A 15983-nucleotide genomic window follows, 5' to 3' on the forward strand; every position below is an offset into this window, starting at 1 on the left:
ATTAAACTCCGATTATCTCAATCCTGTAGTCTTTGTGGGCAAAATGTAAACAGATTTTGAGGCAGTAATGAATAATACATTATTTTTTTCTCCTCCAAAAGTCACATTTCCAGTCCAGTCTTCCGGAATTTTAATGTGATTAATTTTTTCTCCATTTTTGTTAAAAACCGTCACTCCATCTCCGGTAAGATAAAGGTTTTGGTCTTTGTCAAGGGTCATTCCGTCTGAACCCATTTCACAAAAAAGTTTCTTTGCTGAAAGTTTTCCGTCTCCTAAAATATCGTAAACATATGTTTTTCCGGCATCAATATCAGAAACGTAAAGCTTGTTTAAATCAATGCTTCCAATGATTCCGTTGGGTTGGGTGAAGGTTTCCAATTTTGAAATTTTGCCATCTTTATGTCTGTAATACAAATTTTTCTCAGGAATTTCTATTTTGAAATTTTCCCAGTAATCTCTTTTGTATAAAGGATCTGTAAAGTAAATCCCGCCATTTCCATCGAGCCAGAGATCGTTGGGACCATTGAGTCTTTTCCCTTCAAAACCTCTAGATAAAACCTCGACTGATCTGTCTTTGCTAATCTTCCAGATTTCACCCTCATTATCTGAACAGGTAATCAGATGATCGTTTTCGTCAAAATAAGTTCCGTTGGCTCTTCCTGTTTTATCCAAAAAAAGTTCTACTTTATTAGTTTTCCAGTTCCAGATATAAATTTTATCATTAGGCTGATCGGTAAAGTAAACATTCCCTTCTTTATCGGTTGCAGGACCTTCTGTAAACGTGAATTGATCTGAAACTAGTTGAGGTTCGGTATTTTCAAACATAACATTGTAATTTGATGATTTGCAACTGAGAAATGCCAAAACCAAACCAACAAGACCCGCATTTAATATCTTTTTCATTCTTTTAAATTTCAAGCTGACAATTTACGATTTGGGAAGTAGTTTAAAAAATAATTATCTTTGAATTTTCAGGATCAGCTACAATGAAGACAAATTTACCCGACAAACTGTATTATTCGATAGGAGAAGTTGCCAAAGCTTTCGACGTAAATGCTTCATTGATAAGATATTGGGAACAGGAATTTCCGATCATCAAACCTAAAAAAAACAAAAAAGGCAATCGCTACTTCACACCGGAAGACATCAAAAACCTGAAAATCATTTATCATTTGGTAAAAGAAAAAGGATATACGCTTGACGGAGCCAGAATTGCGCTCACCACCAACTCTAAAATTTCTGAAACGGTCACTCTAATTGACCGACTGGAATTTGTAAAAGCAGAACTGCTTAAACTGAAGGATTCTTTGGTTGAAAAAGACTCTGAATAATCAATTTAAAATGATAAAAATCGAACGGAAATACCTTCTTATCATGATTGGCATTACTATAACACTCCTGATTATGGGTATTATTTTTGAAGCCAATACTATTGTAATGAGTGCTTTGATTGGATTATCAGCAGGTTCTTTTGTACAGCTCTTCATTCATCATAATAGAAAAAACTAGAATTATTTTTTTACTTTAATCATTTTATAATTAAATTTTATTTTTAATTTTACTAAATGATGAAAAAAAATTATTACCAAAAGATGGCATTTCTTGGAATGCTTTTGCTGACGCTTCTTGCGTTTCAAAAATATACAGACAAAACTGATGAACCTTTTCCTGAAGTCACTTTTATTTCTGAAAACTTACCGATAGAATCTCTTTCCGAATTTGATCCAAACGATTTAGACGAAAATCAATGGCAAAAACTCGGATTCTCTGAAAAGCAAACTGCAACCATCTTAAAATACAAGAAAATAGTTGGTGGTAAATTTCTTTCTAAAGAACAAATCAAAAAATGTTATGCAATTTCAGAAGAAAAATTTTTGCAGTTTGAAACCTTTATTTTACTCCCGGCAACCAACTTTGAAGCTAAAGAAAATTTTAATTTTAAAAGTTATGACAAAAAATCTCTGAATGTTTCAAAGAAATTTAATCCGGATCAATTGTCACAAAAAGATTGGGAAAACATGGGTTTTTCCGGAAAACAGGCTGCCGCAATTCTGAAATATAAAAATTATCTCGGTGGAAGTTTTGTAAGCAAAGAAAAATTCAAAGAATGCTTTATCATTAATGAAGAAAATTATGCGAAACTCGAACCTTATTTAATTCTTCCTTCAAAAACTCCTGCAGATTTTAATGCTTATGCAGGGAAATCCAATTCGTTTAAAACTAAAACTCCGCAAACTACCTTTGATCCAAACATTTTGGATGTGAAAGGTTGGATGGCTTTAGGATTTTCAGAAAAACAGGCAAATGTGATTGTTAATTATCGTGACAGAAACCTGAAAGGAAGTTTCAAAAATTTAGAAGATATAAAAAACTGTTTTGTTATTTCAGCAGAAAAGTTTGATGAACTAAAGCCGTTTATCAGATTGAATGCTTCTACAATGGCAAAAAAAACCGAGGATAAAAAACCGGAATTCACACAGGAAAAAACTGATTTTTCAAAAATTGATATGAACTCCATCACTTTTAAACAGCTTTTGGAGTTTGGTCTGGATGAAAAAAGTGCAGGTTCAATGATTGGTTTCAGAAAAAAACTGGGCGGTTTTATGACAAAAGAACAAATATTAGAAACTTATAATATTGATAAAGAATTAGTTCAGAAACTTTTGAGTATTTCTCCACTTGACAATTCTAAAGTTCAGCGGTATACTTTGGTTGATGCTCCTGAAGAGTGGCTGAAAAACCATCCTTATTTCAAATATTCTGCTGATAAAATTATTTTTTACAGACTTAGTAATCCTGATGACAAAAAAATCTGGAAGTTTATAAAAACCAAGCCCGAATATGAGGCGAGAATGAGACTGTATTTGAAGTAGTTGATGGTTGCTGGTTGTTGGTTGTTGGTAAAAGTACTCTTTATAATACAGTCGCCAATTCGGGGGAAAGTGAAATGACTCCTTCAATACTACTATCAGTGGTGTCAGAAGTCTTTATAATTTTGAGATTTCTTAATGACAATAAGTATTTCAGAAATTGCCGTAATAAAACTACATTGAATACAATAATTAATTATATTTGACACAACAAAAACACATTTATGGAAAACGAAAACTTCGACCCTTCTATATTCGGCACTTCCCGTTCTTTTCAAGACTGGCTTCACGACAAAACCAACTCTATGGTTTATTGTCTTTTGACCATAGACGGAAAAGAATTTCTGAGAAAAAACAGCTATGAAGTAGAGCTTCACCAGAAAACCAATGACCACGATACCTTTACCATTACCGTTCCGGATGATGCTTTAGACACATTCAAAGGGTATGTAATGGAAAATTCCAGAAAACTACTCGGAAAAGAAATAGGAATTACCTATTGGCGTTTTGGCGAATCCCGCTATTATTTTAGAGGCATCATCGGGAAAATCCGCAACAAAAAAGACGAAGGTGGCGGTTACGGAGATTTGCACATTACAGGATTTGCACCAAGCATTTTGTTAGAAAGTGGAAAAGACTGTCAAAGCTTTGAAGACAAAACACTGGAACAGATCATCAAGCAAATTAACGAAGAATATCCAGCAGAAGCACAGGTAGAGATTTCTTCCAATCACCTTAATGCTTACAACAAAAAAGCCCTTCCTTACACCGTTCAATACAAAGAATCTGATTATCAGTTTATCCGGAGACTCGCCATTCGTCACGGAGAATATTTGTATTACAACGGTGAAAAACTGGTCTTTGGAGGTCAGGTACAGCCTGTTTTGAAGCTTAGGGAAAATATGGACCTGATCGATGTTGAATTTGAGATGCAGATGCAGGCGCAGGAATTTACCTTCACAGGGTATGATTCGCAGAGCGGAGCGAGGATAGAAAAACACAGCAATGGTGTACAAAGCGAGTTCAAAGAAAGTCCTTTTCAGGCAATTGCAGTAATTGCTTCCCAAACCATTTTTAATAAAAAACCAAAAATGCACTTCAACCATACCGGAATCCAAAACCGGTCAGAAGGGCAATTGGCAGAAGCTGTCCGGTTGGAAAAAGAAAAGCGGGAGAACCTGATGCAGGTCAGAGGCAGAAGCAAAACTCCCGAACTGAAAATAGGCGGGAGAGCCCAGCTTTCGGATATCAACGGTAAAGCAATGGAAACCTACCGGATTATAGAAATCAAGCACGTTTATGAGCCGGGTGACTATTACAACGAGTTTGTCGGAATCCCCGATTTATTCAATGCCTCCCCTTACATCGATACCGAAGCCGTACCGAAAGGCGAAGAGCAGTCTGCAAGAGTAATGGACAACAACGACCCGATGGGAATGGGAAGAGTGCGGGTACAATTTCCGTGGCAGGAAGATAAAGGACAAAAAAACCCGTGGATCAGACTGATACAACCCCACTCAGGATCAGGCAAAGGTTTTCATTTTATCCCGGAGATTGGCGAGGAAGTTCTGGTAAGCCATGAATCCCAGAATGCAGAGAAACCTTTTGTGATGGGAACGCATTATAATGGGAGTGAAACGAGTTCTTACCACACTTCTGGCAATGATAAGAAAGTAATTCACACAAGATCTGGAACCAAGATCATTCTGAATGATGCAGAAGGTTCTGTTTTCATTGAAGATCCGAGTGGGAATACGTATTTGATGGATGGACAGGGAAATATTAATGTGAATGCACCCAATGACATGACTTTTACTGCCGGAAAAAATATGAACATTAATGTTGGTCAAAATATGACTACTACTGTCGGGATGAATAAATCTAGCAGCATTGGTATGAATAATACTCAAACTGTGGGAATGATGAAAATGACTTCTGTTGTCGGGGACGCAAGTATGTTTATTACTGGAAAACTAACAGAAATAATTGAGGGTGATGTACATAGTGAAACTAAGAAAGGAAAAACGGTAGTTAATAATGATGCTGGTGTAGAGACATCAAGTAACTCATCTATTACAAAACATGCCCAAAACGAGGTTCAGAATAACAGTGGTGAAAAAAGTAAATCTCACTAAAAACTATTTTTTATGAGCAGAATACGGATCATTGGAGGAAAGCTAACCGAAATAGTAGAAGGAGATTACAATATATATTCTACATCTGATATTGTTTATAACTCTGCAACAGAAATAAAAGAAACCGGCGTAGAAAAAGGAATAAGCTATAGCTCGCCAAAGCATGCTCCGGGTATAGAACTTCCTGCAAAATGTGTAGTCTATTTCAGACCAAAGAATAATTGGAAAGGTGAAGACTATGGTTTTGACTGGATGCGTCTTGGTGAAACCACCACTTTTGGAGACACCTATTATGAGGATATAATTGCTGAGCAATATAAGGATTCTACTTTCAATATATTAGAAGCAGATCAGAATGAATACGGGGGTTATTTTAAAACATCATCAAATATGTTTGCAAAATTGAGAAACGAATATGGAGTATACAGTATTCCTTGGAAGAAAAAAAAGGATAAAACTCCGGAAGATTATTTTTGCTCGTGGCTTTCTTTATATCCTACAAAAATTAAGGATAAAACGGGTAACGTAATAGCTTCGGGTTTTAGTAATACGAAAGCTTTGCTTAGCCTAATTGTAGAAGTGAATACAGAACCTGAAACATTAAAGTTTAAAGAAAATCCTCACTTTGCTATAACTCCCATGGAAATTACTGCTAAGTCCAAAGAAAAACATGATCTCAAAGATTATGTAACGATAGAATGTCTGGAAGAGTTTTCTACAGATCAGGCAATTGAGGTGTATGCAATTTCTAAAGATAAAGATGGAAAAGAAATTGAACAGTTAGCCGGAAAACTAAATGTATGGGCAAATGATGCTACGAAAAGGAAAAAATCGAAGGTGTTGCTTGTTAGTATAGATACAGATATTAATGGGAAAACTTCTGGTAATTCAAGCGGTCAGAAAGAATTGTTTGAAAAATATTTGAATCAGGCATTGATACAAGTAGATATTGAAACCTATTCTTTAGATTTATCCTCAGATACCAATCTGCAACCGGGTGGAAAATATGTGGACGGCTCAAAAATACTGGCATATTATGAGGATGAAAGCCTAATTCCTGCTGCTCATGCTCCGGGATACCTTAATCTTGTTTTCTACCTTAATGGTAAACTAAAAGGAGATTTAAAGGCAAAAGGAGAAAATGAATATAAATACAGCAAACATTTTGTAGCTTTCTATTTAGGAGAAAAGGGTTGTGAGAAAAGAAAATCAGGGGCTTATAAAGGGCTTAATGGGTACGCCATATCCGATTTTGTAGTTCTCTTTTCAGGAAAAAGTAACGAAACTCCCGCCCATGAATTTCTTCATACTAAAGGGATTCCTCATAGTTTCACCAACTCTGTTGCAGATTCTAATGCCGAATATACTTATATTTATGGAATGACTGAAAATGTTATGGATTATTCTCATAATTTAGGGAAGGGCAGATACAGTCTCTGGAAATGGCAATGGCAAAAAGCAAACTCAAAAATAATCAACATATGAAAAAATATTATTTTTTAATTATATTGATATTAAATATTTCGTGTAACGCTCAAAAAAATAGACTAATGATTTCTCAAATCGATAATAAATTTGAAAAGTTTGATTCAGTAAGATACAATAGTATTAATCGCAATAATTCTAATATAGTATCAATAAAACTAGAAAATGGGACATATATTGAAATGATTAGAGTTAAATCTGGTTCAGCATATTATGAAACTCCAAAAGATTCATATTTTAAGATTGTTAAAGATTATTTTATTTCTGGGAATATTAAATATAAGGGAATAGCTTCAAATGTTTGGGGGGGATTAAAAAAAGGCGTTTGGTACGAATTTGACGAGCAAGGCAATTTGGTAAAAGAAATCGACTATGACAAGCCTTTCAAGTTTACATTTGAGGATATTTTGATGTTCTGTGAAACAGAAAATATTGAAGTAAAAAAAGGACCCATTTCCCAAAACGGTTGGCACAACACCATTTCCAGAAAAATAGAGAATGATAAGCCTATTTGGAAGATAGAACGTTTAAAACGTCCAGATTTGGTAGAAATTATTACTTTGGATGGTATTACAGGAAAGGTTATAAAAAGAGAAACAGAAGAGTATCTTAATAATTGATTTAGGCTGTTTTTTAGTTATAAGCCATGAATCCCAGAATGCAGAGAAACCTTTTGTGATGGGAACGCATTATAATGGTTCTGAAACCAGTTCGTACCATACAAGCGGAAATGACAAGAAAGTAATCCACACACGAAGCGGAACTAAAATTATTCTGAATGATGCGGAAGGAAGTGTTTTCATTGAAGATCCGAGTGGAAATACGTATTTGATGGATGGACAGGGAAATATCAATGTGAATGCGCCTAAAAACTTTACATTAAATGCAGGAGAAAACATTACTATGACAGCCGGAATGAATATGATCACTACTGTAGGAATGAACAAATCCGACAGCATTGGGATGAACAATAGCGAAACTGTAGGAATGATGAAAATGACTTCTGTGTTGGCGATGCGAGTATGTTCATTACTGGAAAACTCACAGAAATAATTAAGGGTGATGTGCATACTGAGACTAAAAAAGAACGAAATGAAATAAGTGAAGGTAAAATAATTTCACAAAGTTCGGGAACTCATGAACATCATTCTGATAAAAGTGTGAAAAATAATAGTTCAGAAAAAGGAAATAATTTTTAAAATTAAAATTATGAGTAGAACTAGGATTGTAAAAGGTAACATTACTAAGATAACAGGAGGAAATTATAAAGTTTATTCTAAAGAAGATATTGAAAATATTGGTTCTAAAGTTATACAGGTTGGGAAAGAAGGAGGGGTCATATATGGAGAACCGGAAAAACCCAATGGGCATGATAAGAAAACATGTAATTATGAACCTATTCCAATAGGTAAAGGAACATGTGATTATTATGTAGACCGTTTCAAAAATTTTATGAAGCGACACCCGGATTGCTTGCATACTCCTCCTGTATATTATTATGGTTAGTCTTAGAAATGTAAAGGACAAAGGAAAATTATCCGAATATGAAAAATCTATAATACGTCTAAAAGTTTTAGCTAAAATGCGACTTAGCATATTTGGAGATGTTGATGGACACATGGAAATAGAGGCTGCTGAAAGACAAAGGCTAAAGAAGGATAATGTGCTTCCACAATATGTAAAAGGTAATAAAACTGTAATTCCTTCACCTTACGGAAGTTACGGCTATAAATATTGTTCAGCATTTACTGACGAATTGATGCCAAAGCTTACTGATGCAGGAAAAGATTGGCTAAAAAAAGCAAAACTAAAGCTACAAGATTATATGGAGCAGGGAGTTGTAAATAAAAATTATATTTCTATTTATAATAAATCATATAATATTAAAAATGGCTTAACCCAAGCTAATGGAGTTACTCCTATCAAACCTCCAAAAAAAATGAGTATATTTTATACAAACATAGAACTTAATAACTCTAAATTTCAATTATTTGCCTTTGCCACTCACCCAGATGCATATAATCCATATGAAATGTCAAAGCTTCCTGTTCAAGATTTAATACGTATTCTTTTGACTCCGGAGATGAAAGAGTGGATGGGAGCAGAAACTTGGGAACAGGCATGGATTATGGCAAAAAATATGGATTATGGAAGTGTAACTAATTCTTCGTGGGAACAATTGAAAAAAGATACCAAAGAAATAGTAGAAGGAACAAAAAATAATTTTAAAAATTACTGGGATGAAATTTTTAAATAGAATAGTATCACTATGTATACTTATTTTCGCTGTAAATGTAAATTCTTGTCAAACTCATAAAGAATCAAAAATGGAATGGAAAATAATAGATTTTAATAAAATACAGGGAGAAAAACCTTTTAACACTTATTTTGATGCATTAAATAGGTATGAGTTTAATCAAATAATAACCTACAATAAAGATATTTTTTTTCTGTTGGGGGATGATAGTGGAGAAAACCCAGATAATAAAAATTCTGTAATATATAGAAGTTTAGATTTCGGGAAAACTTTTTATAAAATAACTTTAGGTAAAGGGACAATATCTGAAGGATATTTTGCAGGGAAAAATTTATTTGTAGTATTAAAAGACCGGAATTTTGTTGATGGGGCAAATAAAATATCTTCTTCTCTTTTTTTATCCAAAGACTTTGGAAAAAGTTGGAAAAAAGTTAAAGACTTTGATAATGAAGATTTATATGATATGAATTTCTATTCAGAAAAAGATGGGATAATCTGTCTCTATAAGGACAAATCAAAATATTTATATACAAATGATGAAGGAAAAAGTTGGGAAGAGTTTAATCTTCAATCGGAGCAATTTGATTTAGGGTACGTTTTTCAATCTGAAAATATTATTTTATTTGTTGAAAATAATAATCTTATCGAATACAATATGAAATTGAATGAAAAAAAAGTTATGACAAAAATCCCTGTTCCCGAAGAAATGAAAATAGAAACTTTAACAAAAGATGCTAAAACAGGAGCTACATATGTGAGTTTAGTAAGTAAAGATTTAGAAAAAAATAAGATATCGATATATTATATTGATAAAAAGGAATTAGTCAATCTTCCTGATGGGTATTATGTTACAACATATGGTGATTTCTATTTTGCAGAGCTATATGGAACGCCATATTCAAGCTATATTTGGAGTGAAGACAGAGGGAAAACTTGGCACAAAGAAAAATTAGAAAATTTTTTTATTGTTCCAAGACCTATAGGCTATTCTGGTAAAGGATACATATACATGTTAGCAGCAATGTTTAAAGGTAGCCAGGAAGAAAGAGGGGCAAGATTAGTTATAGGATGTCCAAAAACAGATTAAAATAGTAGTATGGAGCTTATTCTTTTTTGATACAAAAGTTTAATACTCTATTTTAATCTCATCCCCGAGCTCAACGAAGAAGTCTTAGTCGATTTTGAATCCCAAAATGCAGAAAAGCCTTTTATTGCACGCACGCACTACAACGGCAGCGAAACAAGCGGTTATCACACCGAGGAAACGATCTAAAAGTAATAAGAACCCGAAGCGAAACTAAAATTATTTTGAATGATGCGCAAGGAAGTGTTTTCATTGAAGACCCGAGTGGGAATACGTATTTGATGGAGCTGGAAATATTAATGTGAATGCGCCGAAGAAGAAATAAAATTATGAGTGGATATGTTGCCTACTCTCCTGCTTAAATTTGAAAAATAGAATTGTAAAGTTTTTCATTTAGTTGACACATATAAAAATAATAACTTATAAAAGTCTTATTTACAACCACTTAAATAACTTTAATAATTCGTACGGAATGACAAGTGTATATTAATAATTGATTACGAATTCAGATCAATTATAAATTCGGGTGAAAGAGAAATTACTCCTTCAGTAATACTTTCCGGGTGTGTAGTAAAGCCCTTTAGCTTTGAAGTTTTTCCTTTTAAAACTAAATCTAAAAGTTGTTTTTCTGATAGTTTTTTACCAAATATTTCAAACGGAATTTTGAAGCCGCAGTTTTTGTAATCCGAACATCCAATTGCGGTTTTTCCTTTGATTAATTGATGTGTTTTGCACTTCGGACACTGAGTTTCCTCCCAGGTCTGCAATTCTTTTTTAACGCCAGGTTCTCTTTTTTTCTTTTCAATGATTTCCGATTCTTCGTAAAGAGTGAAAACTTTTGCTTTACCCGAAATAACTTTTTTGGTCAATTCTGTAACCATCTCTATAAGTTCTTCTTTGAACTGATTGGCTTCATATTCCCCACTTTCAATTTTGCGTAGCTTTAATTCCCATTCACCTGTTAATTCAGGACTTTTCAGTACTTCATCTTCAATCGTATCAATCAGCTGCATTCCGGTTGGTGTAGCAACCAGATTTTTCTTCTTTCTTTCAATATATTTTCTTTTGAAAAGTGTTTCGATAATATTCGCTCGTGTTGAAGGTCTTCCGATTCCGTTATTCTTCAGCATTTCACGAAGTTCTTCATCATCGACCTGTTTTCCTGCGGTTTCCATGGCACGAAGTAAAGTTGCTTCGGTGTAAGGTTTTGGCGGTGTCGTTTTTCCCTGATGAATCATAGGTTCGTGAGGTCCGGTTTCGCCAACTTTAAATTCAGGAATCGTCTGTTCCTCTTCCTTATCTTTTTCTTTATCCGTCGGTTCTTCTTTGGTATCTTTTGCATAAACAACTCTCCAACCCGGTTCGAGAATCTGTCTTCCGCTTGTTTTAAACGGAATCGTTCCTACCTGAGCTTCTACCAATGTATTTGAAATTTTACATTCCGGATAAAAAACAGCGATAAAACGCTTTGCTATCAAATCATAAATCAGCTTTTCTTCTCGGACAAGACTTTGTGTGGGCGGAATTTCAGTCGGGATAATCGCATGGTGATCAGTCACTTTTGCATCATCAAAAACCGCTTTAGACTTTGGAATTGGCTGTTCCAGCAAAGGCGAAATCAAATCTTTATAAATAACCATGCTTTGCAAAATTCCTCCGATTTTCGGGTACAGACTTTCAGATAAATAGGTGGTATCAACACGCGGATAAGTGACGTGCTTTTTCTCATACAGGTTCTGAATATATTTTAAGGTATGGTCTGCAGAATATCCGAACTTTTTATTGGCTTCCACCTGAAGTCCGGTCAGATCAAACAATCGGGGATTTTTCTCCTTGCCTTCTTTAATTTCAAATGAAAGAATTTCAAAGGGATTAACTTTTAAATATTCCAAACCTTTTTCGGCACGTTCAAGCGTTTTTAAACGGTCAATGGCTGCGTTGAAAATGACGTCACGGTATTTTGTTTTCAGTTCCCAATATTCCTCAGTTGAGAATGCATCAATTTCTTTCTGACGCTGAACGAGCATCGCTAAAGTGGGAGTCTGTACTCTTCCGATGGAAAGTACAGCTTTATTTCCTCCAAATTTTTTGGTGAAAAGTCGGGTTGCATTAATTCCCAGCAACCAGTCTCCTATTGCTCTTGCATTTCCTGCCAAATAAAGATTTTTGTAATCTTCGGCAGGTTTTAATTTTTCAAAACCTTCTTTTATTGCTTCTTCGGTAAGAGATGAGATCCACAAACGCTGCACCGGTTTGTCGCATTTTGCTTTCTGCAAAACCCAACGCTGAATGAGTTCTCCCTCCTGTCCGGCATCCCCGCAATTGATGACTTCATCGCATTCTGCAACCAGTCTTTCAATCACTTTAAACTGATTTTCAACCCCTTTATTTGGAATTAATTTGATTCCGAAATTTTTTGGAATAATCGGCAGCAAAAACAGATTCCAGGATTTGTATTGCGGACCGTAATCGTGCGGTTCTTTGAGGGTACAAAGATGTCCGAACGTCCATGTCACACAGTAGCCGTTCCCTTCCATATAGCCCTGTTTAGGCATGGTTGCACCCAATACTTTGGCAATATCTCTGGCAACACTTGGTTTTTCGGCAATACAAAGTTTCATGAATAGTCGGGTTATTGAAAGGGGGTGCAAAAATCGGGAATTTTTTTGGAATTATAGAATGGGATTTTAGAAAAGATTTTGTTTACACATTTTTATCATTGCCTGTGTATTTACCATGAATGATTTTACTAAAATTAACAATATTATAACTTCATTTCTTCAAAACCTAAAAATAATATCACAAAAAAAATCCGTCTCAAAATATGCTAGACGGATTTCCTCTAATTTTATGAAGTATTGAATAAAAACTATTTTTTAATAAATTTTAATTGATTTTTATCACCATTTTCATCAACAGTCTGTACGATGTATACACCTTTTGGTAACAAAGAAACATTGATATTTTTAATATCACTTCCACCAATTGTCATCACATTTTTTCCGTCAAAGCTATAGATTGTAGCATTCTTTATTTTTTTTGTTGATTTGATGCTGATATTAAGTTCTGTAGGATTTGGATAAATTGAAAAAGTAGAATTATCTAAAATAAAATCGTTTGTACCTAATACCGTATTCTCGAAATCAAACTTTGTAAGATATATGTAACTTATAGAATGGGGTGTCACTTCTGGTGATACAGTTGACGTACTATCAAAGTCTGTTACCTGTGAACTACTACCTACTGCCAAAAATTTAGTTGAAGTAAGATTTTGTATTAATGAATTGATTTGTGCGCTATTTCCTTGAATTAGATAGATTTTAGAAAAAGTAAGATTAGAATCTAGTTTTAGATAAAACGCATCTTCTACATTAGAATAAGTTGTATAATTATTACCTCCTAATGTTATTATATTTCTAAATGAACCAGAAACATAAATATTATTATTCTCATCTACCAAAATATCAGTGATATAGTCTGCGTTACTGGCTGTTCCTGGTATTACCATCGATGTAATATAATTTCCGGCTGTAGTAAATTTGGAAATGTATGCATGTATGCCACCTGCATAAGTAAAACTATTTACACCTGCTGAAGGATCTAAATCTACTGTTCCTCCGAAATAGCCACCAACAAAAATATTATTATCTTTTAAAATTATTTTATTCAAAGAATCGGTCGAGCTACCACCATATGATGCACCCCAGACATAATTTCCATTAGGAGTGTATTTAGCAACAAAAGCATTATGAGAACCAGCACAAGTTTTTATATCTGTGACAGTAGGATCTGGGTTTAAGTCAATAGTTCCACTGTAACGTCCTACAGCATAAATATTGTCACTGCCGTCCAGAGCAATACTATTTATTTGAGAATCTAAACCCGCTAAAGTTTTTACCCAAACAAAATCTCCATTCGCAGTTAATTTTAGAATAAAAGCATTCAAACTGTACGGACTCTGTGATGTCATTTCTACAGTTCCTGAATTAGGATCAAAATCTAAATACCTATATTCACCTGCTAATATAACGTTACCTGCAGAATCTATTTTTATAGAGTACACCTCATCATTGGAAGTACCTGAAGGAGAACTTAATTGTTTTGCCCAAAGAAAATCACCTGCCGGATTCAGTTTTACAATAAAAATATCCTTATTTTCTGCTGGTGAAGGCACCGATAATGTATAAACACCAGGTCCCGGATCTGCGTCTAACCCGTTAATTGCACCCGAACCTGAAAAAAAACCAGTTACATAGATATTGCCCGCAGCATCAATTGCTGTATCCACAACACTTTCAGCAGAGCCCCCACCAAATTGTTTTATCCATTGGATTGCTCCGGTTGTAGGAGACAAAGAGATTACGATTCCGTCTTGATATCCACCTTTGAAAGTGATAGGAAAACTTCCTGTAATATTGTATCCGATAAAACCAGAAAGTAGAAGTTTATCAGCACTTTTCGTTAAATTTTGCGGCCTATTGGTCGCTTGAAATCCAATAATTTCAGTTCCGTAATAATTCTGTGCATTAAATAAAGTAAGAGAAATTATTGACACTAATAAAGCTATTTTTTTCATTTATATATATTTGTTGCTTTGGTAAATATAAAGAAAATCATCTATAAAATTGTTCAGTGAAATCTTACGTCTTCGACATCCACAAATAATTCACTAATTTCAATTTTAACCCACTGTATTTCTTTCAAAGTTTACATCACCTGTTAAAAACAATATCCCAATTATCAAAAGATAAATCGGTAAAGCCAAATTCCTGATGCAAATCGCTGATGATCTGGATTTTCATTTTTTAAAAGTAATTTAATAAAGACAGAAATAATATTTAATTTAAAAAATAAATACCTAAAAATCAAAAGCTTAAATACAAACCCTTAAAAAGTCTACTAAAAAAGTAGACTAATAAAAATATATGTTTTATATTTGCACCCGTAATCAGGTTTGGAAATGAAAATGAAAACAAAATTCAGATACAATTCTATGAAGAAGATCAACATCATGCACATGATGATGTATTGCTGTATGCCTTTATATATGAATTTTAGTGGATGACCTTACTTTTATTATGACATATATTTTAAAGGCTTTACCACGTTGTAAAGCCTTTTTTATTTAAAAAAAAACAAGTGAAAAAACAATATGAAAACAACTGATTTTAAAAACAAATGGCTGGTTCCCGTAGCCTTCGCCAACATCTATATCATTTGGGGAATTACTTTTCTCGCCATCTCGTTCGGACTGAAAGGATTTCCGCCCTTTATACTTTCGGGATTCAGATTCTTTGCTGCCGGAATTTTACTCATCGGCTATTTAACAGCAAAAGGTGAGAAAGCCAATTCACTGAAAAACTGGTGGAAAAATGCAGTCACAGGTATTCTGATTCTGACTGGAGGAACCGGTCTTGTCGCATGGGGCGAACAATATGTTACTGCATCCGAAGCTGCCATCGCTATTGCAACCGGACCATTTTGGTTCATCGCCATCGATAAAAAGAACTGGAGCTATTATTTTTCAGACAAATTTATCCCAATCGGATTGCTACTGGGTTTTGCCGGTCTGATTTTATTTTTAAACGGAAGCGTAAATACTCACACTGCAAATGTGGATTCTTCTCTTAGAATTATTGCATTTATTGTTCTCGCATTAAGTTCGATAGCCTGGGTTTTGGGATCCTTATATTCCAAGAAAAATCCGGCAGATCATTCAACCTTTATGAATATTGCACAACAGCTTATTGTGGCAGGTCTTGCATCATTCCTGATTGCACTTTTCAGAAATGAATGGACGGATTTTTCCATCACAGCAGTTCCGGTTTCGGCCTGGCTGGGTTTACTGTTTTTAATTTTCTTCGGATCAATCATCGCATACATCTCATACATCTGGCTTTTATCGGTAAAACCTGCTGCCATCGTGAGTACGCATACTTATATCAACCCGATCGTTACCGTTATTGCAGGTTTTATTATTGCGAATCAAACAATTAACGGAAATCAGCTGTATGGTTTACTCATTATTCTGATTGGAGTTCTTTTAACGAACGTCACCAAATATTTTAAACTTTCTAAACGGTCAAAAGCAAAGATCAGAAAAACTGTGAGACAGATTAACAGAATCAACAGACCTTATCAACCTATGTAAT

Annotated in this window: 13 protein-coding genes; 10 read left to right on the top strand and 3 right to left on the bottom strand. The window is 34.3% G+C overall.

The window, feature by feature from the left end; all coding sequences use genetic code 11:
* Window positions 1-12: 12 nt before the first annotated feature.
* Complete coding sequence (locus tag ACZZZA_RS16115) at window positions 13-903, bottom strand: SMP-30/gluconolactonase/LRE family protein (protein ID WP_463433494.1); 891 nt, start codon at window positions 901-903, stop codon at window positions 13-15.
* An 83-nt stretch (window positions 904-986) separates the two neighbouring features.
* On the opposite strand from ACZZZA_RS16115, the gene ACZZZA_RS16120 reads away from it, so the two are divergent.
* The 9 genes from ACZZZA_RS16120 (at window position 987) to ACZZZA_RS16160 (ending at window position 9834) form a co-directional block, all read left to right on the top strand.
* Window positions 987-1331, top strand: coding sequence for a MerR family transcriptional regulator (locus ACZZZA_RS16120; RefSeq protein ID WP_034757421.1), 345 nt, complete (start codon window positions 987-989; stop codon window positions 1329-1331).
* Between the two features lie 234 nt (window positions 1332-1565).
* Window positions 1566-2873, top strand: coding sequence for a helix-hairpin-helix domain-containing protein (locus tag ACZZZA_RS16125; protein ID WP_463433497.1), 1308 nt, complete (start codon window positions 1566-1568; stop codon window positions 2871-2873).
* A 221-nt stretch (window positions 2874-3094) separates the two neighbouring features.
* Window positions 3095-5005, top strand: coding sequence for a type VI secretion system Vgr family protein (locus ACZZZA_RS16130; protein ID WP_463433499.1), 1911 nt, complete (start codon window positions 3095-3097; stop codon window positions 5003-5005).
* A 12-nt stretch (window positions 5006-5017) separates the two neighbouring features.
* The gene (locus ACZZZA_RS16135) at window positions 5018-6490 is read left to right on the top strand and encodes a zinc metalloprotease (protein WP_463433501.1); all 1473 of its coding nucleotides are present in this window, start codon (window positions 5018-5020) and stop codon (window positions 6488-6490) included.
* A gap of 65 nt (window positions 6491-6555) precedes the next feature.
* The gene (locus tag ACZZZA_RS16140; protein ID WP_463433503.1) at window positions 6556-7110 is read left to right on the top strand and encodes a hypothetical protein; all 555 of its coding nucleotides are present in this window, start codon (window positions 6556-6558) and stop codon (window positions 7108-7110) included.
* Between the two features lie 58 nt (window positions 7111-7168).
* The gene (locus ACZZZA_RS16145; RefSeq protein WP_463433505.1) at window positions 7169-7543 is read left to right on the top strand and encodes a hypothetical protein; all 375 of its coding nucleotides are present in this window, start codon (window positions 7169-7171) and stop codon (window positions 7541-7543) included.
* A gap of 156 nt (window positions 7544-7699) precedes the next feature.
* Window positions 7700-7996, top strand: a complete 297-nt coding sequence (locus tag ACZZZA_RS16150) for a hypothetical protein (RefSeq protein ID WP_463433507.1) — start codon at window positions 7700-7702, stop codon at window positions 7994-7996.
* Window positions 7989-8747, top strand: a complete 759-nt coding sequence (locus ACZZZA_RS16155) for a hypothetical protein (protein WP_463433509.1) — start codon at window positions 7989-7991, stop codon at window positions 8745-8747. The genes ACZZZA_RS16150 and ACZZZA_RS16155 overlap by 8 nt, the downstream gene beginning before the upstream one ends.
* Before the next feature lie 70 nt (window positions 8748-8817).
* Complete coding sequence (locus ACZZZA_RS16160) at window positions 8818-9834, top strand: WD40/YVTN/BNR-like repeat-containing protein (protein ID WP_463433511.1); 1017 nt, start codon at window positions 8818-8820, stop codon at window positions 9832-9834.
* A 494-nt stretch (window positions 9835-10328) separates the two neighbouring features.
* Here ACZZZA_RS16160 and ACZZZA_RS16165 read toward each other — a convergent pair whose 3' ends face one another.
* The gene (locus tag ACZZZA_RS16165) at window positions 10329-12452 is read right to left on the bottom strand and encodes a type IA DNA topoisomerase (RefSeq protein ID WP_463433513.1); all 2124 of its coding nucleotides are present in this window, start codon (window positions 12450-12452) and stop codon (window positions 10329-10331) included.
* A gap of 248 nt (window positions 12453-12700) precedes the next feature.
* The gene (locus tag ACZZZA_RS16170) at window positions 12701-14407 is read right to left on the bottom strand and encodes a T9SS type A sorting domain-containing protein (RefSeq protein ID WP_463433515.1); all 1707 of its coding nucleotides are present in this window, start codon (window positions 14405-14407) and stop codon (window positions 12701-12703) included.
* 576 nt (window positions 14408-14983) lie between these two features.
* On the opposite strand from ACZZZA_RS16170, the gene ACZZZA_RS16175 reads away from it, so the two are divergent.
* Window positions 14984-15982, top strand: a complete 999-nt coding sequence (locus tag ACZZZA_RS16175) for an EamA family transporter (RefSeq protein ID WP_463433517.1) — start codon at window positions 14984-14986, stop codon at window positions 15980-15982.
* The last annotated feature ends 1 nt before the right edge of the window (window position 15983 follow it).

The sequence above is a fragment of the Chryseobacterium sp. AC405b genome (genome assembly GCF_979258685.1).

What these genes read in the sequence shown, in the direction of transcription:
- ACZZZA_RS16115 (WP_463433494.1), bottom strand. Translation starts at nt 903, where the DNA reads ATGAAAAAGATATTAAATGCGGGTCTTGTTGGTTTGGTTTTGGCATTT.
- ACZZZA_RS16120 (WP_034757421.1), top strand. Translation starts at nt 987, where the DNA reads ATGAAGACAAATTTACCCGACAAACTGTATTATTCGATAGGAGAAGTT.
- ACZZZA_RS16125 (WP_463433497.1), top strand. Translation starts at nt 1,566, where the DNA reads ATGATGAAAAAAAATTATTACCAAAAGATGGCATTTCTTGGAATGCTT.
- ACZZZA_RS16130 (WP_463433499.1), top strand. Translation starts at nt 3,095, where the DNA reads ATGGAAAACGAAAACTTCGACCCTTCTATATTCGGCACTTCCCGTTCT.
- ACZZZA_RS16135 (WP_463433501.1), top strand. Translation starts at nt 5,018, where the DNA reads ATGAGCAGAATACGGATCATTGGAGGAAAGCTAACCGAAATAGTAGAA.
- ACZZZA_RS16140 (WP_463433503.1), top strand. Translation starts at nt 6,556, where the DNA reads ATGATTTCTCAAATCGATAATAAATTTGAAAAGTTTGATTCAGTAAGA.
- ACZZZA_RS16145 (WP_463433505.1), top strand. Translation starts at nt 7,169, where the DNA reads ATGGGAACGCATTATAATGGTTCTGAAACCAGTTCGTACCATACAAGC.
- ACZZZA_RS16150 (WP_463433507.1), top strand. Translation starts at nt 7,700, where the DNA reads ATGAGTAGAACTAGGATTGTAAAAGGTAACATTACTAAGATAACAGGA.
- ACZZZA_RS16155 (WP_463433509.1), top strand. Translation starts at nt 7,989, where the DNA reads ATGGTTAGTCTTAGAAATGTAAAGGACAAAGGAAAATTATCCGAATAT.
- ACZZZA_RS16160 (WP_463433511.1), top strand. Translation starts at nt 8,818, where the DNA reads ATGGAATGGAAAATAATAGATTTTAATAAAATACAGGGAGAAAAACCT.
- ACZZZA_RS16165 (WP_463433513.1), bottom strand. Translation starts at nt 12,452, where the DNA reads ATGAAACTTTGTATTGCCGAAAAACCAAGTGTTGCCAGAGATATTGCC.
- ACZZZA_RS16170 (WP_463433515.1), bottom strand. Translation starts at nt 14,407, where the DNA reads ATGAAAAAAATAGCTTTATTAGTGTCAATAATTTCTCTTACTTTATTT.
- ACZZZA_RS16175 (WP_463433517.1), top strand. Translation starts at nt 14,984, where the DNA reads ATGAAAACAACTGATTTTAAAAACAAATGGCTGGTTCCCGTAGCCTTC.